Annotated in this window: 28 protein-coding genes; 17 read left to right on the top strand and 11 right to left on the bottom strand. The window is 69.1% G+C overall.

Annotated features, from left to right (window positions below):
* Window positions 1–140: 140 nt before the first annotated feature.
* Window positions 141–1175, top strand: coding sequence for a glycoside hydrolase family 5 protein (locus ACZ58V_RS34655; protein ID WP_471295105.1), 1035 nt, complete (start codon window positions 141–143; stop codon window positions 1173–1175).
* 69 nt (window positions 1176–1244) lie between these two features.
* Here the strand turns inward: ACZ58V_RS34655 and ACZ58V_RS34650 are convergent, their stop codons facing one another.
* The 4 genes from ACZ58V_RS34650 to ACZ58V_RS34635 form a co-directional block, all read right to left on the bottom strand.
* Window positions 1245–3308, bottom strand: coding sequence for a pectinesterase family protein (locus ACZ58V_RS34650; protein WP_471295103.1), 2064 nt, complete (start codon window positions 3306–3308; stop codon window positions 1245–1247).
* Window positions 3309–3391: 83 nt separating this feature from the next.
* Window positions 3392–4240: a hypothetical protein gene (locus ACZ58V_RS34645; RefSeq protein WP_468193763.1), complete on the bottom strand. Its 849-nt coding sequence runs from the start codon at window positions 4238–4240 to the stop codon at window positions 3392–3394.
* Window positions 4241–4364: 124 nt separating this feature from the next.
* On the bottom strand, window positions 4365–4628 hold the full coding sequence (locus tag ACZ58V_RS34640; protein WP_471295101.1) for a hypothetical protein: 264 nt from the start codon (window positions 4626–4628) through the stop codon (window positions 4365–4367).
* Window positions 4625–4840, bottom strand: a complete 216-nt coding sequence (locus ACZ58V_RS34635; RefSeq protein ID WP_468193765.1) for a hypothetical protein — start codon at window positions 4838–4840, stop codon at window positions 4625–4627. Before ACZ58V_RS34635 ends, ACZ58V_RS34640 begins: the two co-directional genes overlap by 4 nt.
* A 138-nt stretch (window positions 4841–4978) precedes the next feature.
* Here ACZ58V_RS34635 and ACZ58V_RS34630 point away from each other — a divergent pair, with 138 nt between their 5' ends.
* The 5 genes from ACZ58V_RS34630 (at window position 4979) to ACZ58V_RS34610 (ending at window position 7244) form a co-directional block, all read left to right on the top strand.
* Window positions 4979–5812: a helix-turn-helix domain-containing protein gene (locus ACZ58V_RS34630; RefSeq protein WP_468193767.1), complete on the top strand. Its 834-nt coding sequence runs from the start codon at window positions 4979–4981 to the stop codon at window positions 5810–5812.
* Entirely contained in the window at window positions 5809–6030 is a 222-nt protein-coding gene (locus ACZ58V_RS34625) for a DUF397 domain-containing protein (RefSeq protein ID WP_468193769.1), read from the top strand. Before ACZ58V_RS34630 ends, ACZ58V_RS34625 begins: the two co-directional genes overlap by 4 nt.
* A 318-nt stretch (window positions 6031–6348) precedes the next feature.
* Window positions 6349–6552, top strand: a complete 204-nt coding sequence (locus tag ACZ58V_RS34620) for a DUF397 domain-containing protein (RefSeq protein ID WP_468194579.1) — start codon at window positions 6349–6351, stop codon at window positions 6550–6552.
* 69 nt (window positions 6553–6621) lie between these two features.
* Window positions 6622–6972, top strand: coding sequence for a hypothetical protein (locus tag ACZ58V_RS34615; protein ID WP_468193771.1), 351 nt, complete (start codon window positions 6622–6624; stop codon window positions 6970–6972).
* Window positions 6969–7244 (top strand): hypothetical protein, encoded by a 276-nt coding sequence (locus ACZ58V_RS34610; RefSeq protein WP_468193774.1) that lies wholly within the window; start codon window positions 6969–6971, stop codon window positions 7242–7244. The genes ACZ58V_RS34615 and ACZ58V_RS34610 overlap by 4 nt, the downstream gene beginning before the upstream one ends.
* Window positions 7245–7334: 90 nt before the next feature.
* On the opposite strand, the gene ACZ58V_RS34605 is transcribed toward ACZ58V_RS34610, so the two are convergent.
* From ACZ58V_RS34605 to ACZ58V_RS34580, 6 genes are all read right to left on the bottom strand, one after another.
* Entirely contained in the window at window positions 7335–8792 is a 1458-nt protein-coding gene (locus ACZ58V_RS34605; RefSeq protein ID WP_471295098.1) for a sensor histidine kinase, read from the bottom strand.
* Window positions 8789–9526, bottom strand: a complete 738-nt coding sequence (locus ACZ58V_RS34600; RefSeq protein WP_468193779.1) for a response regulator transcription factor — start codon at window positions 9524–9526, stop codon at window positions 8789–8791. The genes ACZ58V_RS34605 and ACZ58V_RS34600 overlap by 4 nt, the downstream gene beginning before the upstream one ends.
* 107 nt (window positions 9527–9633) lie before the next feature.
* Window positions 9634–9816, bottom strand: a complete 183-nt coding sequence (locus tag ACZ58V_RS34595) for a hypothetical protein (RefSeq protein ID WP_468193782.1) — start codon at window positions 9814–9816, stop codon at window positions 9634–9636.
* 25 nt (window positions 9817–9841) lie between these two features.
* On the bottom strand, window positions 9842–10855 hold the full coding sequence (locus tag ACZ58V_RS34590; RefSeq protein ID WP_471295095.1) for a S1C family serine protease: 1014 nt from the start codon (window positions 10853–10855) through the stop codon (window positions 9842–9844).
* A 118-nt stretch (window positions 10856–10973) separates the two neighbouring features.
* The gene (locus ACZ58V_RS34585; RefSeq protein ID WP_468193787.1) at window positions 10974–11996 is read right to left on the bottom strand and encodes a LacI family DNA-binding transcriptional regulator; all 1023 of its coding nucleotides are present in this window, start codon (window positions 11994–11996) and stop codon (window positions 10974–10976) included.
* 127 nt (window positions 11997–12123) lie between these two features.
* The gene (locus ACZ58V_RS34580) at window positions 12124–12903 is read right to left on the bottom strand and encodes a response regulator transcription factor (protein ID WP_189729497.1); all 780 of its coding nucleotides are present in this window, start codon (window positions 12901–12903) and stop codon (window positions 12124–12126) included.
* A 172-nt stretch (window positions 12904–13075) separates the two neighbouring features.
* On the opposite strand from ACZ58V_RS34580, the gene ACZ58V_RS34575 reads away from it, so the two are divergent.
* The 9 genes from ACZ58V_RS34575 to ACZ58V_RS34535 all read left to right on the top strand — a co-directional run bounded on the left by ACZ58V_RS34575 (window position 13076) and on the right by ACZ58V_RS34535 (window position 18806).
* Window positions 13076–13927, top strand: a complete 852-nt coding sequence (locus ACZ58V_RS34575) for an alpha/beta hydrolase (RefSeq protein WP_471295092.1) — start codon at window positions 13076–13078, stop codon at window positions 13925–13927.
* A gap of 37 nt (window positions 13928–13964) precedes the next feature.
* Complete coding sequence (locus ACZ58V_RS34570; RefSeq protein WP_189729493.1) at window positions 13965–14219, top strand: MoaD/ThiS family protein; 255 nt, start codon at window positions 13965–13967, stop codon at window positions 14217–14219.
* Between the two features lie 2 nt (window positions 14220–14221).
* Window positions 14222–15304 (top strand): hypothetical protein, encoded by a 1083-nt coding sequence (locus ACZ58V_RS34565; protein ID WP_471295090.1) that lies wholly within the window; start codon window positions 14222–14224, stop codon window positions 15302–15304.
* Between the two features lie 404 nt (window positions 15305–15708).
* Complete coding sequence (locus ACZ58V_RS34560; protein WP_468193795.1) at window positions 15709–16446, top strand: LmeA family phospholipid-binding protein; 738 nt, start codon at window positions 15709–15711, stop codon at window positions 16444–16446.
* Between the two features lie 204 nt (window positions 16447–16650).
* Complete coding sequence (locus tag ACZ58V_RS34555) at window positions 16651–16731, top strand: putative leader peptide (RefSeq protein ID WP_350310325.1); 81 nt, start codon at window positions 16651–16653, stop codon at window positions 16729–16731.
* A 137-nt stretch (window positions 16732–16868) separates the two neighbouring features.
* A complete protein-coding gene (locus tag ACZ58V_RS34550; RefSeq protein WP_193479644.1) occupies window positions 16869–17714 on the top strand; it encodes a sulfurtransferase in 846 nt (281 codons plus the stop codon).
* Between the two features lie 41 nt (window positions 17715–17755).
* Window positions 17756–18043, top strand: a complete 288-nt coding sequence (locus tag ACZ58V_RS34545; protein ID WP_003991226.1) for a DUF1416 domain-containing protein — start codon at window positions 17756–17758, stop codon at window positions 18041–18043.
* Between the two features lie 85 nt (window positions 18044–18128).
* Window positions 18129–18389 (top strand): DUF3099 domain-containing protein, encoded by a 261-nt coding sequence (locus tag ACZ58V_RS34540; RefSeq protein WP_468193799.1) that lies wholly within the window; start codon window positions 18129–18131, stop codon window positions 18387–18389.
* Between the two features lie 21 nt (window positions 18390–18410).
* Window positions 18411–18806 (top strand): VOC family protein, encoded by a 396-nt coding sequence (locus ACZ58V_RS34535; protein WP_471295086.1) that lies wholly within the window; start codon window positions 18411–18413, stop codon window positions 18804–18806.
* Here the strand turns inward: ACZ58V_RS34535 and ACZ58V_RS34530 are convergent.
* Entirely contained in the window at window positions 18800–19162 is a 363-nt protein-coding gene (locus ACZ58V_RS34530; RefSeq protein ID WP_189729483.1) for a DsrE family protein, read from the bottom strand. The genes ACZ58V_RS34535 and ACZ58V_RS34530 overlap by 7 nt on opposite strands.
* Before the next feature lie 217 nt (window positions 19163–19379).
* Here ACZ58V_RS34530 and ACZ58V_RS34525 point away from each other — a divergent pair, with 217 nt between their 5' ends.
* Window positions 19380–19955, top strand: a complete 576-nt coding sequence (locus ACZ58V_RS34525) for a heme-binding beta-barrel domain-containing protein (protein ID WP_261680433.1) — start codon at window positions 19380–19382, stop codon at window positions 19953–19955.
* A 15-nt stretch (window positions 19956–19970) separates the two neighbouring features.
* Window positions 19971–20408 carry a Fur family transcriptional regulator gene (locus tag ACZ58V_RS34520; RefSeq protein WP_184599315.1) on the top strand — a complete coding sequence of 146 codons (438 nt, stop codon included), beginning with the start codon at window positions 19971–19973 and terminating at the stop codon, window positions 20406–20408.

Here is a 20408-nt window from a genome sequence, read left to right as displayed (position 1 = left end):
CACCGCCCGGGGGCGCTCCCTGGGTGAAACTTTGTGTGCAGATGTGTTGACCTCTGTTCGAGTCTCCTTCTAGTTTCGTGCTCCACTGAGCGGTCCGATCGTGGGCTGCTCACCTTCGCACATGCTCAGAAGGGGATGTCGTGTCTCAAAGGAACCATCGCGGGACAGCTTGCGTGGGGGCGCTGCTGGCCTGCGTCACGGCATTCGGCGGAGCGCTCGCTTCCCCCGCTGCCGCCTCGCCAGCCTCCCGTCCCGCCACACCGCCGCCCGTCAGCGACTTCAAGGGCGTCAACTGGGCCGACCCGCGCGACAACTACGCCGACGACGCGGTCGTGCCCTCGGGCCTGTCCACCACCGACAACTACGCCACCACCTACGCCAAGTCCAAGGCGATCATCACCGGGTTCTCCAAGCTCGGCGCCAACACCGTCCGGCTCCCGGTCAACCCGACCTCGGTGAACGGCCCCTTCTGGAATTCGTACCGGGGCGCGATCGACGCCGCCACCGCCAAGGGCTTCAAGGTCATCCTGGGCTACTGGGAGGCCGACAACGCCAAGGACGGCAAGATCGACGACCAGGCCACCTGGAACCAGATGTGGGCGCGGATCACCTCCGCCTACGCCCGCAACTCCAAGGTGTACTTCGAGCCGATGAACGAGCCGTTCGGCTACACCGCCCAGGAGTGGACCGACGTCGCCGCGCAGTGGGTGAGCACCTACCGCAAGGTGCCCCGCGACCGGATGCTGATCGGCGGCTACAAGTACAGCGAGGACGTCAAGCCGGTCTGCGCCGACCCGCGCCTCAAGGGCACGCGCCTGGCCCTGCACAACTACGGCTTCTGGCACACCGACTGGACCAGCGTCGACCAGTGGAAGGCCGACTTCAAGTCGCGCATCGGCGACTGCGCCTCGCGCACGATCCTCGACGAGTTCGGCGCTTCCATGACCACCGGCCTGGACTACAACGGCCCGGTCGGCACCTCCAACGAGATCGCCTACATCCAGGCCGCGACCGACACCATCCGGGAGCTGGGCCTGGGCTCCGTCTACTGGCCCGGCCTGCGCAACGGTGACACGTACTCCCTCACCACGCTCCAGGGCACGGGCACGAACCTCAGCCTGACGGTGAACAACCAGAGCGGCCTGGACCGGCTGCACTACGCCTGGAAGCAGTAAGCCTCTCCCGAGGCATGGTGACCCTTCCGGGTCCGGCGCCGCTTGTCAGCCGGACCCGGAAGGGAGCCGTCAGGACGCCGAAGGCGTCCAGCCCGCGAGCCAGTCCGCGACCTCCTGGTCGGCGGCCTGCGCGTCGCTCAGATGCGGCCGGTTGGAGTTCGCCGACCCGGCACCGGCACCCGAGTTCTTGTACTCGGCGAACCGGTCGTCCTTCCACGAGAAGCCGCTCATGTCGGTCCACGGCGTGGACTTCACGGCGCCACTGAGGCTGGTGTTGCGGACCGTGGTCTGCGGGTCGAGCGAGGCGTCACCGCCCGCGTGCCAGGGCCGGCCGAGGAAGAAGCTGCCGTTCGAGACGTCGCCGCTCACCGTGGAGTTGGCGATCAGGATGCCCTTGCGGTTGGCGGCCGTGCTGGGAGCCGTGACGTAGCCGGCCGAGGTCCCGTCCCAGCGCTTCTTCAGCGTGATGACGGACTTGTCGACGACGGCCGTGGCCCGCCCGAAGATGAAGTCGACGTTGCCGGTGACGTAGGAATTACTGACGTAGACCCGCCCGAGCTTGTCCTTGGCGGCGGTGTCGAGCAGCAGCGTGTCCTGGTCGCCGTTGACGATGATCCCGTCCAGGAACACCTTGTCGGCGGCGGTCCGCAGCGCGACGGCCTGATGCCCGCTGAGGCTTTGGTTGGCCTTCTCGTCGAAGTCGTTGGAGATGGTCAGGTTCCGGGCCTGGAAGTCGTCGGCCTCGACGGCGACGGTGGCGCTCCCGCCGGTGCCGTACGTACCGCCGCCGGGCTTGGGCGTACCGGCCGCGTTGTTGTAGACGATCGTCGTGTCCTTGCGGCTGCCGCCGATGCCCTGGATGGTGACGTGCGGCTTGTTGGACGGCACCTTGACGAGTTCCCGGTACGTCCCCGGCTTGACGGCGATGACGACGCGGGCGGGATTGTTCGCCGGGACGGCGTTCACGGCGGCCTGCACGGTCCGGTACTGACCGCTGCCGTCGGCGGCGACGGTGAGGGTGGTCGCGGCGGCGGCCTTGGTGGAGGCGGCCGTCGTACCGATGGAGGAACGGGGACCGACTCCGGACCTGAGGATGGCGGGGATGTCGGCGGCCTGATCGAGGCTGTACGGGTAGTAGGCCTTCGGATCGAAGGCGCTCCCGCCGCTCTCGTTCCTTCCACTGGTCCCGGAGAAGACGCTCCCTCGCTGCACGATCGAGGCGCCACTGTCCTTGATGACGGGGTTCTTGATGCCCTGGAAGTAGGAGTTCTCCAGGACCATCTTCGTCGCGCCGCGCGAGTAGTTGCCGTACGACGACTTGATGTCGGTGCCGGCGGCGTCCTCGAGGAAGTTGTTGTAGAGGTGGGCGTGCGCGGCGTTGTCCGTGGACGGATTACGCTGCTCGGTCTCGCGGATCCAGTTGTGGTGGATCGTGATGTCGGTCTTGACGTTCTCGGTCCAGCCGATGCCGAAGGTCTTGTTGTTGTCGCTCAGCCTGTTCCAGGAGACGGTGACGTTCGTCGAGTCCTTGCGGACGTCGATGAGCCCGTCGGCCATGTGCCGCAGATCGTTGTGATCGATCCAGACGTGATGGGCGCCGTCCATCTGGATGGCGTCGAAGTCATGGTCCTTGTCGTTCCAGATGCCCTGGTACGCGTCCCGGATGGTCAGGTTCCGGATGATCACGTTGTGCACGCCGGACCCGAGGAAGAACCCACCGCCGACGATGTGCCCGGAGGTCCCCTGGCCCACGATGGTCTTGTCGGACTGCACCTTGATCTCTTTGCCGACCGGGTTCATGGCGATGGCCCCGGCGACGACGATGACGTACGGCTCGGCGGCGGTGGCGTACTTCTCCAGCTCGGCCTGCGTCTTCACGGTGACGGTCTTGCCGTCCCGCCCGCCGTACGTCCCGTTCTGCCCGAGGGAGTTGACGGAGGCGAACCCGTCGGCGGTGTCGGCCGCCCAGGCCGGGGCGGCGGCGGAGGCCTCCCGGCCGCTGCCGCCGAGCACGCCGAGGTCGTTGCCGTAGGCGAGGGCACCGGCGGCGGTCAGGGCCAGGGGGAGCGTGACGGCCAGGGCGGTGCGGCTTCTGCGGTGACGATGACGGGCCTTGCTGCGCGGCTCACTCATACGGCGATCCGATCCGTGTGGGGGAATGACCACTGACCAGTCGTCGCCCCACACGGAAAGGTTGCCGCCTCGCGCTGTCTGCCTTACTTCGTGCAGGACGCGGGGTCGAGCTTCTCCTCGATCTTGTCCTCACGGCCGTCGGGCTGGCCGCTGGGGAGGAGCTTGTCGGAGATGCCGTCGATGTAGTACCCGTGCGAGTAGATCGTCTGGTAACCCCGGTCCCGCCAGCTGTGCGCGGTCCGTTCCCCGTCCCCCTTGTCCCACTGGTAGTCCTCGACGTGGAAGACGGGGTTCACCCGCACCACGCGCTGGTACGGAGTCCAGGTGACAGCCACCTGCCGACAGGGCGGAATGGTCTTCTCACTCCGGGTCTCGAACTTGGACTCCTTCTCCCAGCCCCACTCGTACCCGGCGCTGCCGCCCACGGTTCCGCTGAAGATGCTCTTGGCGAGGGAGAGGCTGATGGTGCCGCCGACGCTCTTCTTCGCGAACGTCTTGGTGCTGTAGCTGCTGACGAAGGTCTCCTTGTCGTCGGCGGAGCCCTTGTTGCCGATCCACCGGGAGGTCCGGACGGTGTCGCCCTTGATGGACCAGGTCGAGGCCTCGGCGTACCCGCACCAGCCGCGGAACAGCTCCCACGGCCCGGCGGGCTTCCACAGCCCGAAGACGTCCCGCAGGTACTCGTCCTGGGTCTTGAACTCGCCGGTGTCGACGTTGAGGGCACCGTAGACGCCGGTCAGGCTCGTCTCCTGACCGCACAGCCGCTCGATCATCCGGTCGGTGTCACCGGGGTCGACACCCCGGATGTTGGTCGCCCCGGCGGGCCCGGCGGAGGCGGTCCCCGCGCCGGCCAGCAGACCGGTTACGGCGAGGGCGGTGGAAGCAGCAACAAGGCCGCATTTCTTGAGAGTTGACTTACGAATGAGACGCATGGGGGTCGCTCACTCCTGCTTGTCGTTCTGTGACGGCAGTGAAGATGTCAGAACGGGTGCAGGTGTTTGCGGTACTGGTGGGTACGACAGGACATTGACAGCTGGCGGGCGGGCTTGTCCTGCTTTATCGGGTGCCGCTGTCCCGGCTGACCGCAACGCGCAGTACGTCTCCCAGAGACTCCACGGCCCTTGTCAGCGCGAAACGAACGGCACGCTCACCGGCCTTGGCGTCTTCGAGCACGGCCCTGGCACCCGCGAGTACCTGCTCGGCGGAAGCGAGTTGAGCGGCCTCGACGTCATCGGCGAGCAGCGAGAGGCGGCTGTGCGGGTCGTCGGTGGACAGGTAACAGTCCTTGCCGTCGGCGCCGGTCCAGGGGAGCAGTCTCATGCGTAGACCTCCAGGTCACGGAGGTACGGCCGCACCAACGGGGTGTCCATGACGAGGGGCTCCGCGTAGGGGCGGCGTCGAGGGGGTTCGGGTGGAGGGAGCGGCCGCAGGTCGGGGGCGGCACGGTGGCGTCCTTGGGCGGGGAGGAGGAGTCGTACGAGGGTCAGGAGCAGGGACTCGCAGAGTTCGGCGGCGCGCAGGCGTAGACGCATGGGGGTCCCTTTCGGGAGGCAAGGCAGGGGGTTTGACGAGCGGTGATTACCGTTCGTGCCTCGATGGTTACGGCTCACCCGTACGCTGCGGAAGGGGTCAGGTGTTGCCTGGCGCTCCAGGCAACGGTGAGGGGTGACGTGGGCGAAGTGGTTGACGGGGAACGGGAATCGGGGCGGGCGGCGCTGGGCCGGACACTGAGGTTCCTGCGGGAGCAGGCGGGGAAGTCGCTCGGGCAGTTGGCCGAGGACACGGGGTACGACAAGAGCTACTTGAGCCGCCTGGAGAAGGGGGAACGGCTTTCCAAGCGAGCGGTCATGGAGGACTTGGACAGCTACTACGGCTCTGGTGACCTGCTGGTTCGTGAGTGGCGTGATGCCCGGCGGGAGGTCATCAAGGACAAGTACAAGGCGTTCATGGACCTTGAGGCGACGGCGCAGATCATGTGGATGTTCCAGCTGCGCGTGCCGGGTCTCTTGCAGACCGAGGACTACGCCCGCGCGGTGTTGTCAGGGTTGTCTGGCGCCCAGACAACGGCAGGCAACAGTGAGGAAGTCGAGGAACAGGTGGCTGCGCGGGTGGGGCGGCAGGAGTTGCTGTACCGCGAGTCGACGCCGGACGTACGCGTGATCCTGGACGAGGTGGCTCTGCGGCGGCCGATCCCTGACGCGAAGGTGTGGGCGGAGCAGTTGTCACACCTCCTGGACGCGGCCGAGTTGCCGAACGTCGCGATCCAGGTGCTGCCCTTCGTGGCCGGAGTGCACGACCTCATGGACAGCCACCTCTGGCTTTTCTGGCAGCGCATTGGCGATCCAGTTGCCTGGACGGAGGGCAACGGCTTCGGTGAATTGATCACGGAACCGGACAAGGTCCTGCGCTTCCGTTTGTCCTACGATCGCGTCAGGGACGCGGCGCTGACTCCCGCGGAGTCGACGGCGTTCATCAAGCGCCTTCTAGAGGAGTGCAGAGAATGAACCGAGCCCCCGACCTCACTACCGCCGTGTGGCGCAAGTCGACCTACAGCGACGGGGGCGGCACGAACTGCCTGGAGGTCGCAGACGGCCACCCCGGCATAGTCCCGGTCCGCGACAGCAAGCTCCCCCACAGCCCGATACTCGTGTTCGGCGCGAGCCCTTGGATGTCGTTCCTGGCCGACGTCAAGGACGAGGGACCGGCGCATATCTCCGGGTGACGGGGGCCGTAATCGGCCCGGTTGGGGCTGTGGCCCGGCCATGGTGGAGCCATGGCAGAGGACGTGAGCATCAAGGTGTCCCGGCAAGCCCGTGACTATCTGGCTCAGGCAGCCGAGCAAAGGGGCGTGTCTTTGAGGCAACTGGTCGAGCAGTTGGCTGCCCAGCAGCGGACGGCGGCGCAGATCGCGGAGCATGTGGCAGCTGACCGGAAGGTCGCCCGTGAAGTGATCGGCGTCGACATCAGTGATGAGGAGTTCGACAAAGCTCCGGATGTGCTGGGCAACCTCTACAGGATCGCTGCCAGGAAGAGAATGGCTATGGAGCCCACGTCCGAGTTCATGAGCTATTGGCGCAAGTCGAGCTACAGCGACGGGGGAGCCAACAACTGTCTCGAGGTCGCCGACAACTGCCCCGGCACAGTGCCCGTCCGAGACAGCAAGGTGCCGCACAGCCCGGTACTCGTGTTCGGCGCGATCTCGTGGTCGTCGTTCCTGGCGCAGGTCAAGGGCGAATCGTGTTGATCCATTCCCTGACGTGCTGAAGCTGCCGCTATGGTCGTAGGCGCGGCGCGTCGAAGGAGCGTATCGATCATGAGTGCCCATGCTGAGGAACCCGCCCCTGCCGTTCCACCCATGCCCGAGCGGACCCCGAAGGCGCTCCGCCAGGCCATCGCTCGGCATGCTCCCCAGCTTCTTCCGGACTTCGACGAACACTGGAAGCGTGCGATCGCCGACACGTACGACATCGGACCTCTTCCGGCGTTCATGGCCCGCTGGTGGGGCGAGTACGCCATCGCCCGTGACCCCCAGCTGGACGCCCATGTGGCCGACCTCGAGCACCGGGCAGCATATGAGTGCTCGGACATCAACGAGGCCAAGGCCCTCCTCGAGGAAGCATCGAGGATCCGCTACCGGGCGCGGGAAACGGAGCCTGGTCAGTGACCGACGACTTCATGGGGCCGCTGTGGCAGACGGACTGGCGGCTCGATGCTCTCGCCTCGCGCGACGCGTTACCTGAGGACGTGCGGAGGATGCTCGACGAAGCTCGTGCCGAGCTGGTCACTGTGAAGGACCCGTACTTCCGGGGGATCGACGCCGACGGCGACCTCCCGGACACCATGTACGTCGAACCGGTACGGTCCACTGATCCGAAGGAAGCTCACATCCTGTACTTCGACAACCACCGCGGTTGGCTGAAGTACACCTTCGTGTAGCGCACAGAGGACCCGCAGATCGTGGTGGAAGAGATCTTCTGGCAGTAAGGGATTTCGGCACGAGGCCGATGCCCCGCAGGCCGAGTCCCGCTACGGCAGCTCCGGCGGAGCCGTAGCCGCCCCGGGCAGTCGTACCGTCGCCACCGTGCCGCCCCCCTCCGCGTGGGACAGGGACACCTCGCCGCCTGCCTGCTGCACCGTGCGGGCCACGATCGACAGGCCCAGGCCCGAGCCCGGCAGGGCCCTCGCGCTCGGGGAGCGCCAGAAGCGGTCGAAGACGTGGGGGAGTTCGTCGGCGGGGATGCCCGGGCCGTGGTCGCGGACCGACAGCACACCGGCCACCAGCCGCACCTCGACCGCTCCGGACTCCGGGCTGAACTTCACCGCGTTGTCGAGGATGTTGACCACCGCCCGTTCCAGGGCGGCGGGTTCCGCTCGCACGAACCAGGGCCGTACGTCCGCCGTGATCGTCAGCTCCGGGCCCCGCAGTCGCGCCCGCCGTAGCGCCGACTCGACCGTGTCGTGCCAGGCGACGATCTGGGTACGGCCGGAGTGCTGGCCCGTGTCCGGGCGGGAGAGTTCCTGGAGGTCGCCGATGAGTGCGGCCAGTTCCGTCATCTGCGCCTTCACCGAGGCGAGCAGGGCCTTGCGGTCTGCCTCGGGGATGGGGCGGCCTGTCTCCTCGCTGCGGGTGAGGAGTTCGATGTTCGTGCGGAGGGACGTCAGCGGCGTACGCAGCTCGTGGCCCGCGTCCGCGATGAGCTGCTGCTGGAGTTCTCGCGAGCTGGCCAGGGCCGATGTCATCGAGTTGAACGAGCGGGACAGGCGGGCCACCTCGTCCTCGCTGTCTTCGTCCACCGGGATGCGGACGTCCAGGTCCTCCGTGCGGGCCACGTGCTCGACCGCTTCCGTGAGTTTGTCGACGGGGCGGAGGCCCGCCCTGGCGACCGTGAGGCCGGCCGCCCCCGCGCCGAACACCCCCACGCCCGAGACCAGCAACAGGATCAGCGCCAGTTCGTTGAGCGTGGACTCCGTTCCCTTGAGCGGGACGGCGATGACCAGCGCGTAGTCGGCGGCCACGCCCTGCTGGAACGGACCGTCCTTCACGACCACCGCCGTGGTCAGCACGCGCACCGAATTGCCGTCGCTGTCGGTGCCGTTGCGCAGTAGGGCCGTCCTGGGATCGGGATCCTTGGCCACGCCCTTGTCGCCGCTCGTCACGTTCACCTGGGGCATGAGGCTGCTGAAGCGGCAGACCTTGCCGTCGGTCCTGACCACCTGCGCGTAGGTCTGCGGCCGCGGCGCTCCCCCGAGCGTGTTGGAAGGGTTCTGGGGGCACGTCTTCGTCAGCGCGTCGAACTCGTCCGCCTGCATCGTGCGGAACGACGACCGCAGGTCATCGTCCACCTGGTCGTACAACTTCCCCTGCACGATGAACCAGCACGTCACCGACACCGCCGCCACCGCGAACGCCACCGCCGCCGCCACCAGCAGCGCCAGTCGGGACCGGATCGGCAGGGAGCGGAACCGGCGTACGACCTTGTTCACTCCGCGCCGCCCGGCCGCAGTGCGTATCCGACACCCCGCACCGTGTGGACGAGGCGTGGTTCGCCGCCGGCCTCGGTCTTGCGGCGCAGGTACATGACGTAGACGTCGAGGGAGTTCGACGACGGCTCGAAGTCGAAGCCCCAGACCGCCTTCAGGATCTGCTCCCGCGTGAGGACCTGGCGCGGGTGGGCCATGAACATCTCCAGGAGCGTGAACTCCGTGCGGGTCAGCTCCACCTGGCGGCCGGCCCGTGTGACCTCGCGCGTCGCGAGGTCCATGCGCAGATCGGCGAAGGTGAGGGCGTCCTCGTTGGCCGGGTCGCCCGCGCCCACGGCCGCCGCGTAGGAGCTGCGGCGCAGCAGGGCGCGGATGCGGGCGAAGAGTTCGTCCAGTTCGAAGGGCTTGACCAGGTAGTCGTCGGCGCCCGCGTCGAGGCCCGTGACCCGGTCGCCGACCGTGTCGCGGGCCGTGAGCATCAGGATGGGCGTCGTGTCGCCGGTGGCGCGGATGCGGCGCGCTGCGGTCAGGCCGTCCATGCGGGGCATCTGGATGTCGAGGACGACCAGGTCGGGCCGGTACGCCGCGGCCTTCACCAGCGCGTCCGCGCCGTCGACGGCGACCTCGGTGCCGTACCCCTCGAAGGCGAGACTGCGCTGAAGTGCTTCGCGCACCGCCGGCTCGTCGTCGACGATCAGGATGCGCTGGGGGTCACGGTCGCCGTCTGCGGGGCTCATGGGTCGGGGTCCTCGGGTGTGAAGGGGGGCGGGCGGGGCTGTCTGACGCTCTCAGACTCGCACGAGCGCACGTACGAGCGCGGGCGCGTGCGGTGCCGGGAGACGCGTCAGGCCCGTGCGGTGCGGCGTCGGGCGGCGGCCCTTCCCGCCCGCCGGGCGGCCGTGGCCGTCGGGGTCGCCACCTCCGGTGCCCGGCCCGTCGGCGCGTGCAGCTCGTACGCCACCGCCAGGGCCAGCCCGACCCCGGCCGGATCGTCGCCGGACTCCGTGTGCGCGATCTGCTGGATCATCGCCGTACTCCTCATTCAGTGGAACTCAGTCCGTGGAACCGGCCCGCAGCGTGGCGAGGTCGGCCTTGACGGTGTTGATCGGGATCGCGAAGCCCAGGCCCACGCTGCCCGCGGCCGCGGAGGAGGACGCGCCCGCCGCCGAGTACATCGCGGAGTTGATCCCGATGATGTTGCCGTTCATGTCGATCAGCGCGCCGCCGGAGTTGCCCGGGTTGAGGGACGCGTCGGTCTGGAGTGCCTTGTACGTCGTCGTGTCCGAGCCGGTGTCGCCGTTGAACTCCCGGCCGCCGAACTCGAACGGCCACTCGCCGCCCTGCTGCCCCTGCCCCTGCCCCTGCTCCTGGCCCTGGCTCTCGTCCGTGGAGACCGTGACGTCCCGGTCGAGGGCGGAGATGATGCCGCTGGTGACGGTGCCGGTCAGGCCCTCGGGGGAGCCGATCGCCACGACCTGGTCGCCGACGCCCACCCCGGCCGAGTCGCCGAGCGTCGCGGTCTTCAGGCCGGAGGCGTTCTCCAGCTTGATCAGCGCCAGGTCCTTCTTGCTGTCGGTGCCGACGACCTTGGCGGTGTAGGACTTGCCGTCGTTGGTCGTCACCTTGATCTGCGAGGCACCGGCGACGACGTGGTTGTTGGTGATGATCTCGCCGTCGCTCGTGATGATCACGCCGGAGCCGGTGGAGGACCCGGCGTTGGAGTCGGCGCTGATCTCGACGATGCTCGGGCTGACCGCCTTGGCGACCCCGGAGACCGTGCCCTTCTGGCTGGACGGCACCACGTTGGTGCTGGTGGAGCTGGAGGAGACGGTGTCGTTGCCGGTCAGCTCCTGGATGCCGTAGGCGGTGCCGCCGCCTATCGCCGCGGCGACGATCGCCACGGCGGCGAGCAGGGCGACGGGGCCACGGCGGCGCTTCTTCGGAGCGTGCGGAGCGGGAGCCGGGGCGTGCGCCGGCGGGGGCGGCCACTCGGGGTTCACCGGGGCCTGCTGCTGACCCTCGTAAGGGTTCTGGTACTCGCCACTGCGGTGGAAGCTCTCGGTCATGGAACTGAGCTTGTCGCCCGACCATGAGAGCTACCTGAGTGCTCCCTGAGAAGCCCGACAGAACCTCGTATGCCCGATATAAAGACGCCTCCCGGCGCCCCACCGTGACCCCGAAGGGTTACGCGCAGCCGCAGGACCGCCGTGTCACCAACCTGGACGGGAACACCTTCAGCCGCTCCCGCCGCGCCCCCGCGACCCGCAGGCCGTCGTCGAGGACGAGGTCCACCGCCGCGCGGGCCATCGCCGAACGGTCGGAGGCGATCGTCGTCAGGGGCGGGTCGGCGAGCGCCGCTTCCTTGATGTCGTCGAACCCGGCCACGGCCAGCTCGCCGGGGACGTCGATCCGCAGCTCGCGCGCCGCCCGCAGCAGGCCGAGCGCCTGGTCGTCGGTGGAGCAGAAGATCGCGGGCGGGCGCTCGGGTCCGGAGAGGATCTTCAGGGCCGCCTGGTAGGCGTCGTAGCGGTTGTAGAGGGCCTCGAAGAGGCGCCCCTCCGTGGAGACGCCGGCCTCGTCCATCGCGCGCCGCCAGCCCTCGACGTGGTCGGAGACCGGGTCGCCGACCGCGGGGGTCTCCGCTATGCCGCCCATACAGGCCACGTACTCGTAGCCGTGCTCCAGCAGATGGCGTACGGCGAGCTGGGCGCCGCCCAGGTCGTCCGTGACGACGGCGACGTCGTCTATGGCCTCGGGGCGCTCGTGCAGCAGCACCACCCGGGCGTCCCAGGCCTCGATCTCGGCGGCCGCCAGGTCGTTGAGCGCGTGGCTGACGAGGATGAGCCCGGAGACGCGCATGCCGAGGAAGGCCCGCAGATAGTGGACCTCGCGCTCGCCGATGTAGTCGGAGTTCCCGACGAGCACCATCTTCCCGCGCTCGGACGCGGCCTGTTCGACCGCGTGCGCCATCTCCCCGAAGAAGGGCTGGCGCGCGTCCGGCACGATCAGGCCTATGAGATCCGTACGCCGGGACGCCATGGCCTGGGCCACCCGGTCGGGCCGGTACCCCAGTTCCTTGATCGCGGCGAGTACACGCTCGCGCGTGGCCGGGGCGACCGGCCGGGGTCCGTTGTTGATGACATAGCTGACCACGGCAGTGGAAGTCCCTGCCAGCCGCGCCACATCATCCCGAGTCACCTTGGCCACGCGCGGAGTCTACGCGGATATACCGGCTCTGGGCAGGGCGTAAAGGAGGTTCCGTACGATATCCCGACCGCCGTCCGGAGACCCCCTCGCGGAAAGCGATGCCCAGGTGGGCACCGCGATACGCCTCTTACGCCTCAGCGCGTGCCTCGGCGGCATCCAGGGCGGCCGACTTGTCCGCACTGTCCTGCTTTGCCTTGGCCGCTTTCGCCTTCGCCTCCTCGGCGGCGCGCTCCACCTTCTCCGGCGTAACGAATCGATAACCGACGTTCCGGACGGTGCCGATCAGCGACTCGTGCTCCGGCCCGAGCTTGGCGCGCAGCCGCCGTACGTGCACGTCGACCGTGCGCGTACCGCCGAAGTAGTCGTAGCCCCACACCTCCTGCAGCAGCTGGGCGCGGGTGAAGACGCGCCCGGGGTGCTGGGCGAGGTACTTCAGGAGCTCGAACTCCTTGAAGGTGAGGTCGAGGACGCGGCCCTTGAGCTTGGCGGAGTACGTCGCCTCGTCGACCGACAGGTCGCCGTTGCGGATCTCCATCGGGGAGTCGTCGCTGACGATCTGCTGCCGTCCCATGGACAGCCGCAGCCGTGCCTCGACCTCCGCCGGGCCGGCGGTGTCGAGCAGGACGTCGTCGATGCCCCAGTCGGCGGTGACGGCGGCGAGACCGCCCTCGGTGACGACGAGGATCAGTGGACAGCCCGGGCCGGTCGACCGGAGCAGCTGGCACAGGCTGCGGACCTGTGGCAGATCGCGCCGGCCGTCGACGAGGATGACATCGGCGCCCGGGGTGTCGACGAGGGCGGGGCCCTCCGCGGGGGCCACTCGCACGTTGTGCAGAAGCAGGCCGAGGGCGGGGAGCACCTCCGTCGACGGCTGGAGGGCGTTGGTCAGGAGCAGCAGAGAACTCATACGTCTGGTTCCTCCTCGGTCCCTGCGAGGACGTTTGTTGGTACAGCACCGCTCTGCGATCCCGGCTGCCCCGTACACCTGCGGTTTCCCGTTTCGTATACAACGCTTCCGAAAGCACAAAAGGACCCGGGGGCAACGCTGCCCGAGTCCTCTGCCCAGCAGAATAGCCCACATGAGCTCTGGTCCGGCAGGTCATGTGGCGCGTTCCATTGATTGTCCGAACTCCGAGACGACCGCGGGAACGCCTGTGCGGGCTCAACTGCGGACGTTTCTGCGCACGGACGACGGCGTGACGATCGACGCCATATACGACCCGGGTACCGCCGTATACGACGCCTCCGGGACGCCTTCCGCTCATCCCGTGTTCGTCGTCGCGCACGGTTTCACCGGTGCCGTGGACCGGCCGCACGTGCGGCGGGTGGCCCAGGCGTTCGCCCGGCACGGGGCCGTCGTCACCTTCTCCTTCCGGGGCCACGGCGCGTCCGGCGGTAGGTCCACGGTCGGGGACCGGGAGGTGCTCGACCTGGCGGTGGCCGTGGAGTGGGCCCGGGAACTCGGGCACGCGCGCGTGGCGACGGTGGGGTTCTCCATGGGCGGGTCGGTGGTGCTGCGGCACGCGGCGCTGTACGAGGCGGGCACGGACGCGGTGGTGTCCGTCAGCGCGCCCGCGCGCTGGTACTACCGGGGGACGGCACCCATGCGCCGGCTGCACTGGCTGGTGACGCGGCCCGAGGGGCGGGTGGTGAGCCGGTACGGCTTCGGTACGCGCATCCACCACCGGGACTGGGACCCGGTCCCCCTCTCCCCGGTGGAGGCGGCGGCGAGGATCGCGCCCACGCCCCTGCTGATCGTGCACGGTGACGCCGACGGCTACTTCCCGCTCGACCACCCCCGCATGCTGGCCGCGGCCGCCGGTGACCAGGGCGAACTGTGGCTGGAGCCGGACATGGGGCATGCCGAGCACGCGGCGAGCGACGCGTTGCTGGCGCGCATCGGGGACTGGGCCGTCGGCCGGGCGGGCTAGCCTGACGGAGTTCACCGACGAGCGATTGAGGAAGCAGATGCCAAAGGTCACGGTGCGCTACTGGGCCGCCGCCAAGGCCGCGGCCGGGGTGGCCGAGGAGCCGTACGAGGCGGTCACGCTCGCCGAGGCGCTCGACGGGGTGCGCGGGCGACACCCCGGCGAACTCGAGCGTGTCCTGCGGCGATGCTCGTTCCTCGTCGACGGTGACCCCGTGGGCACCCGCGGACATGAGACGGTACGGCTGGCCGACGGCGGCACGGTCGAGGTGCTCCCGCCGTTCGCAGGAGGATGACGATGAGCAACCAGCCGCACGAGGGCTACGACCCTTACGGGCAGCAGCAGCAGCCGCAGGCATGGCCCGGGCAGCAGCCGTACGACGATCCGTACGCCGCCCAGCAGTATCCGCAGCGCCCCCAGCGCCCCCAGCACCCCCAGCACCCGCAGTACACGCAGCAGTGGCAGGGGCAGACCTGGGAGACGCAGACGCACCAGCCGGTGACGGCGGCGGCGGAGGAGACGGCGTATCTGCCGCCGCAGGCGTACGCGGCTCCCGCCCCCGAGGCGGTCCCCGTCACTCCCGCTCCCGATTCCACGTACGGCCCCGCCACCGTCGGCGGGAACACCCGCGTCACGGACGCCCAGCGGGCGCGGGCGGAGGGGCGGTCGCCGGTCATCGAGCCGGGGATGCAGCCGGCCGCGCTGACGGCACTGCTCGGGCTGCTGCTGGCGGGCGCCGCGGCCGTCGGCACGTACGCGCTCCTGGTGCCGCTCGTCGCCCTCCAGGGCGTCACCGCGGCGGGCTGGTTCCGGCTGAACGGCATGTGGCCGGCACGGCAGGGCATCGCGCTGGGCTTCGCGGGGGCGCTGGCCGCGGACGCGGCGCTGCTGGTGTCGGACCGCTCGCCGTCGGCGATCCTGGGCACGCTCGGGGTCTGGGTGCTGCTCTCCCTCGTCATGCAACTGCGCTCGCACGCCGACCCCGACGAGCGGATGTACGGCCTGATGGCGACGGTCGCGGCGGCGGCGCTGGCGATCGTCGCGGGCGGCTATCTCGCGGCCGACGCGGACGCGGTGACGGTGGGTGCGGTCGCGGTGGCCGTCGCGGTCCTGGCCCGCGCCCTGCCGCTGCCGACCCCGGCGTCCGTGGTGGTGGCGCTGCTCGCGGCGGCGGGCGCGGGCGTCGCGACCGGCGCGATGACGGGCCTCGGCACGCCGGGCGCCCTGCTGGGAGCGGGCGCGGGCGCCTGCGCCCTGATCGGCCACCGGGTCGCGAGCTACGACTACCCGTCCCGCTTCGTCCACTTCACAGCGGGAGTGGCCCTGCCCCTGTCGGCCGCAGCCCCGGCGGTGTACGTGCTGGGCCGGGCTCTGGCCTAGCGCCTCCTCGCGGGTGGTGGGTCGGGGCCGCGTCGGGGGGTGTCCGTCCTCGGAACGGCGCGATGGGGTGAGAGACCGACTGACTGGCGTTGACGCGCCAACCGCTGCGGGCGGACACCCCCCGACACGTCCCCTTCCGTGCGTACGCGGCTGCGGGCGCGTCGTGGTTGCCCTGGCTGCGCGTGCCTCCCCCAGTGCCTCAAGGGCCTGGGAGGTACCCCCACCTCGTCGCGCCGAGCCGCGCACCCACCCTGTCCCGGCACCGTCGCCCGGCTCCTGCCTGTCACAGATGATCGACAAATCCCGGGCGCTCACATCTCACGGAGTTACCCTCACGCTTGGACGGCCACCCGGTCGTCAGGGACCGGACCGCCGTCCAACCGCCGAGGTGGGGGAAACACCGTATGCGCGCACTGCGAATACTGCTGATCGTCGTCGTGATCCTGGGCGGGCTCTTCGTGATCGCCGACCGCGTCGCGGTGAACTTCGCCGAGGACGAGGCCGCCGACCGCCTGAAGACGACGGAGAACCTCTCGGCGACCCCTGATGTCTCCATCAAGGGCTTCCCGTTCCTCACCCAGGTCGCCGGCGGTTCCCTGGACGACATCGAGGTCGGCATCCAGGACTACGAGGCCGCCGCGGGCAACGGCGACCGGAAGATCCGGATCGACGACCTCAAGGCCGACATGCAGGGCGTCGAGTTCTCCGGCGACTACAGCTCCGCCACGGCCACCAGCGCCACCGGCACCGCGACCATCGCCTACGACGAACTGCTGAAGACGGCGAAGTCCGAACCGACCCAGGTCGCCCCGGGCGTCACCGCCAACGTCGTCGGCCTCTCCGACGGCGGCAACGGCAAGATCAAGGTCACCGTCGAGGCCACCGTCCTCGGCACCAAGCTGCCCGAGCCGGTCTCCGTGCTCAGCTCGGTGACGGTGGTCGACGGCGAGGTGCGGGTGAAGGCCGACGGCCTGCCCAAGTTCGGCGGCGTCGACATCGCCGAGTCCCGCGTCCGGGCCATCACCGACTTCCAGCAGAAGATCGACGGCCTGCCCGGCGGCATCCAGCTGGACAAGGTCCAGGCGGCGCCGAACGGCGTGGAGATCACGGTGAAGGGTTCCAACGTCCGACTCGCCGGGTAGGGAAGGCGCAAGGCGGCACCGACCAGGGCTGTCCGGTGGGCGAGACGGCGGAGTCCGTAGCGTAGATGTGATGGCGAATACAGGCGGCCGGAAACCGTGCGGGAGACGCACGGACAGGCCGCTGATCCCATATGGCGGATCTTCGTGTCTCACTATGCGACACACCGGTGACACGCGCGCCCGACCGTCCCTACGATCGACGGCATGAAGCGACAGGCGGATCTCACGAAGCGGCGGGCAGTAGACCTGTGCCGCGTCGCCGCCATGCTCTGTCGCACCTTCTGAGCGACCGCGTCGGCCTGCTCCGACGCGCGCATCCCCGCCGCCCTGCAGCAAGGGCACCCGTGCGCCGCCCTCGTCATGGGCGCGCACCCCTGCATACCTCGCACGCCCCGCCGTAACTGCCCCGGAGGAGAAAGAGCATGAGCCGCAGCGACGTCCTGGTAGACGCCGACTGGCTTCAGGAGCACCTGGACGACTCGAGCATCGCGATCGTCGAGGTGGACGAGGACACGTCCGCGTACGAGAAGAACCACATCAAGAACGCGATCCGCATCGACTGGACCAAGGACCTCCAGGACCCGGTGCGCCGTGACTTCGTCACGCAGGAGGGCTTCGAGAAGCTCCTGTCGGACAAGGGCATCGGCAACGACCACACGGTGGTCCTGTACGGCGGCAACAACAACTGGTTCGCCTCGTACGCGTACTGGTACTTCAAGCTGTACGGCCACGACAACGTCAAGCTCCTCGACGGCGGCCGCAAGAAGTGGGAGCTCGACGCCCGCGAGCTCGTCGCCGGCGACGAGGTGCCCGAGCGTCCGAAGACGGACTACAAGGCCAAGGCCCAGAACACGTCCATCCGCGCCTTCCGCGACGACGTCGTGGCGGCCATCGGTTCGCAGAACCTGGTCGACGTGCGCTCGCCCGACGAGTTCTCCGGCAAGCTGCTCGCCCCGGCCCACCTGCCGCAGGAGCAGTCCCAGCGCCCCGGCCACGTGCCGAGCGCCCGGAACATCCCGTGGTCCAAGAACGCCAACGACGACGGCACCTTCAAGTCGGACGACGAGCTCAAGGAGCTCTACGCCGAGGAGAGCGTCGACCTGGCCAAGGACACCATCGCCTACTGCCGCATCGGTGAGCGCTCCGCGCTGACCTGGTTCGTGCTGCACGAGCTGCTCGGTGTGGAGAACGTCAAGAACTACGACGGCTCCTGGACCGAGTACGGCTCCCTGGTGGGCGTGCCGATCGAGCTCGGCGCCAACAAGTAAAGAACCGGACCGACCTTTCCAGACCTCTTCAGGAGTACGACATGTGTGGTGCGAAGGCCGGCGGCCCCGACGCCTCGACGATCAAGCCCGGTGAGACCACGATCCAGGGTCAGGTGACCAAGGACGGCGAGCCCGTGGTGGGCTACGTCCGTCTGCTGGACTCGACCGGCGAGTTCACGGCCGAGGTGCCGACCTCGGCGACCGGACAGTTCCGCTTCTACGCGGCCGAGGGCACCTGGACCGTTCGTGCCCTCGTGCCCGGCGCCACCGCCGACCGCACGGTCGTCGCCCAGCAGGGCGGACTGGCGGAGGTCGCGATCGCCGTCTGACGGCGACAGGTCATCGAGGGCCGCACCCCCCGGGTTGGACGCCTGGGGTGCGGCCCTTCGGGCTGCCCGGATCTACGCTGGAGGTATGTACGCACGACGGCGGCGCACGTACTTCCTGATGATGGGCGGCTGCATCGCCCTCTTCGTCCTGGCCTGGGGCGTCGTGCGCCTCTGGTCCATCCCCGTGGCCGTCGGCATGTGCGTCGTGGCCATGGTCATCCCGCCCGTCGCCGCGATGGTCGCCAACCGCCGGGGCCCCGACGACCGCTGGTGGGACGATCCGTCCGGGGATCCCCAGTCCGACGAGTGGTGGGACGAGCTGGACGGCAAGAAGCGCCGAGGCTGAACCGACCAGGGGGAGGGGTCCATGCGCCTGACGGCGGCGACACTGGACGCGCCGAACGCCCGTGAGCTGGCCGCCTTCTACCTGCGGCTACTGCCCGGCTGGCGGGTGGGGCGCGGGGAGGACTGGCAGGACTGGGTGCACATCCGGCCGCCGGACGGCGGCACGGGACTGTCCTTCCAGACCGAGCCCGCCTACCGGCCGCCCGCCTGGCCGAGCGCACCGGACCGGCAGCAGATGATGATCCACCTCGACATCGAGGTCGACGACCTTCAGCGCGAGACCGCGCGGGCCGTCGCCGAGGGCGCGCGGCTCGCCGAGTTCCAGCCGCAGACGGGGGTCCGGGTGCTGCTGGACCCGGCGGGCCACCCGTTCTGCCTCCACACGGAGTCGACGGACACCGCGGAGGCGGGTCAGTAGACGAGCGCCTGCGTCTCGTCCGCCATGGCCTCCTGGACGAAGACCTGCGCGCCCGCGATGCGGACACCCTCGATGACGTCCTTCTCCGTGATCTCCCGGCGGGCCGCGCACTGCGTGCACAGCGTGACCCGGCCGGCCGCGAGGACCGAGTCCAGCAGGTCGGGCAGGGGTGCCGCGTGCGGCAGGTCGAAGTCGGCGGCCCGGCCGGGCAGGGCGAACCAGGCGGACTCGCCGGTCAGCCACAGGGAGACCTCGACGCCGCTGGCGACGGCGACCGCCGCCACCGTGAACGCCTGCGAGCACCGCTCGGGGGCGTCGGCCCCCGCCGTCACCTTGATCACCAGCTTCTTCGCCATAGCCGGAAGCGTAGTCCGGAATCGAAGTGCCGAAGGCGCCCGCGTAAGCTGGCCTCGGCCCTGTGCACCCATTCGCACCCCGCTCAAGGAGCAACCCCGTGGAGCTTTTCTTCGAAATCCTGTTGGTCCTGGTCGCCGTCGGCGTCCTCGCCTTCGCCGGACTGACCGTGAAGAAGCTGTACCAGGGCCAGCGCTGACCCCCGTCTAGGAAGTTCCCATGATCGAGATCCCGTCCGACCTTCACAAGGACCTCGTCCCGCTCGCCTTCCTGCTCGGCAACTGGGCGGGTGCCGGTGTGCACGACTTCCCCGGCTCCGAGAAGTGCAACTTCGGGCAGGAGGTCACCTTCACCCACGACGGCCGGGACTTCCTGGAGTACCACTCGCACTCCTGGGTGCTGGACAACGACGGCAACAAGGTCCGTCCCCTGGAGTCCGAGCACGGCTTCTGGCGCATCGACGCGAACCGCAAGGTCGAGGTGACGATGACCCGCGACGACGGCGTCATCGAGATCTGGTACGGCGAGCTGGCCGACCAGAAGCCCCAGATCGACCTGGTCACCGACGCCGTGGCCCGCACGGCCGCCTCCCAGCCGTACACCGGCGGCAAGCGGCTCTACGGCTACGTCAAGAGCGACCTGATGTGGGTCGGCGAGAAGCAGACCCCCGAGGTCGAACTGCGCCCCTACATGTCCGCCCATCTGAAGAAGGTCGTCACCCCGGAAGAGGTCGAGCGCTGGGCCAAGGCCCTCCCCGACGACATGCCGGACGACGGCATCGCCTTCTTCAAGTAGTTCTAGACTCGAGGTGTGGTGAGCACCGACTGGAAGAGCGATCTGCGGCAGCGCGGCTACCGGCTGACCCCGCAGCGGCAACTCGTGCTCGAAGCCGTGGACACCCTGGAGCACGCGACCCCCGACGACATCCTCGTGGAAGTGAGGAAGACGGCGTCGGGGGTCAACGTCTCCACCGTCTACCGGACCCTGGAGCTCCTGGAGGAGCTCGGGCTGGTCAGCCACGCCCATCTGGGACACGGGGCGCCGACGTATCACCTCGCGGACCGGCACCACCACCTCCACCTGGTCTGCCGTGACTGCCAGAACGTCATCGAGGCGGACGTCTCCGTGGCCGCCGAGTTCACCGACAAGCTGCGGCAGTCGTTCGGCTTCGACACCGACATGAAGCACTTCGCGATCTTCGGCCGGTGTCAGGACTGCGCGCTCAAGGCTTCAACTACCGAGTCGTAG

The organism is Streptomyces sp. NPDC040589 (assembly GCF_055594445.1).
The sequence above is the reverse complement of the archived record's forward strand: the minus strand, read 5'-3'. Positions and strand labels throughout refer to the sequence as shown.

Coding starts and splice junctions, on each gene's coding strand:
- ACZ58V_RS34650 (WP_471295103.1), bottom strand. CDS start 3,308: ATGAGTGAGCCGCGCAGCAAGGCCCGTCATCGTCACCGCAGAAGCCGC.
- ACZ58V_RS34645 (WP_468193763.1), bottom strand. CDS start 4,240: ATGCGTCTCATTCGTAAGTCAACTCTCAAGAAATGCGGCCTTGTTGCT.
- ACZ58V_RS34640 (WP_471295101.1), bottom strand. CDS start 4,628: ATGAGACTGCTCCCCTGGACCGGCGCCGACGGCAAGGACTGTTACCTG.
- ACZ58V_RS34635 (WP_468193765.1), bottom strand. CDS start 4,840: ATGCGTCTACGCCTGCGCGCCGCCGAACTCTGCGAGTCCCTGCTCCTG.
- ACZ58V_RS34625 (WP_468193769.1), top strand. CDS start 5,809: ATGAACCGAGCCCCCGACCTCACTACCGCCGTGTGGCGCAAGTCGACC.
- ACZ58V_RS34620 (WP_468194579.1), top strand. CDS start 6,349: ATGGAGCCCACGTCCGAGTTCATGAGCTATTGGCGCAAGTCGAGCTAC.
- ACZ58V_RS34615 (WP_468193771.1), top strand. CDS start 6,622: ATGAGTGCCCATGCTGAGGAACCCGCCCCTGCCGTTCCACCCATGCCC.
- ACZ58V_RS34600 (WP_468193779.1), bottom strand. CDS start 9,526: ATGAGCCCCGCAGACGGCGACCGTGACCCCCAGCGCATCCTGATCGTC.
- ACZ58V_RS34595 (WP_468193782.1), bottom strand. CDS start 9,816: ATGATCCAGCAGATCGCGCACACGGAGTCCGGCGACGATCCGGCCGGG.
- ACZ58V_RS34590 (WP_471295095.1), bottom strand. CDS start 10,855: ATGACCGAGAGCTTCCACCGCAGTGGCGAGTACCAGAACCCTTACGAG.
- ACZ58V_RS34580 (WP_189729497.1), bottom strand. CDS start 12,903: ATGAGTTCTCTGCTGCTCCTGACCAACGCCCTCCAGCCGTCGACGGAG.
- ACZ58V_RS34575 (WP_471295092.1), top strand. CDS start 13,076: ATGAGCTCTGGTCCGGCAGGTCATGTGGCGCGTTCCATTGATTGTCCG.
- ACZ58V_RS34570 (WP_189729493.1), top strand. CDS start 13,965: ATGCCAAAGGTCACGGTGCGCTACTGGGCCGCCGCCAAGGCCGCGGCC.
- ACZ58V_RS34565 (WP_471295090.1), top strand. CDS start 14,222: ATGAGCAACCAGCCGCACGAGGGCTACGACCCTTACGGGCAGCAGCAG.
- ACZ58V_RS34560 (WP_468193795.1), top strand. CDS start 15,709: ATGCGCGCACTGCGAATACTGCTGATCGTCGTCGTGATCCTGGGCGGG.
- ACZ58V_RS34555 (WP_350310325.1), top strand. CDS start 16,651: ATGAAGCGACAGGCGGATCTCACGAAGCGGCGGGCAGTAGACCTGTGC.
- ACZ58V_RS34550 (WP_193479644.1), top strand. CDS start 16,869: ATGAGCCGCAGCGACGTCCTGGTAGACGCCGACTGGCTTCAGGAGCAC.
- ACZ58V_RS34545 (WP_003991226.1), top strand. CDS start 17,756: ATGTGTGGTGCGAAGGCCGGCGGCCCCGACGCCTCGACGATCAAGCCC.
- ACZ58V_RS34540 (WP_468193799.1), top strand. CDS start 18,129: ATGTACGCACGACGGCGGCGCACGTACTTCCTGATGATGGGCGGCTGC.
- ACZ58V_RS34535 (WP_471295086.1), top strand. CDS start 18,411: ATGCGCCTGACGGCGGCGACACTGGACGCGCCGAACGCCCGTGAGCTG.
- ACZ58V_RS34530 (WP_189729483.1), bottom strand. CDS start 19,162: ATGGCGAAGAAGCTGGTGATCAAGGTGACGGCGGGGGCCGACGCCCCC.
- ACZ58V_RS34525 (WP_261680433.1), top strand. CDS start 19,380: ATGATCGAGATCCCGTCCGACCTTCACAAGGACCTCGTCCCGCTCGCC.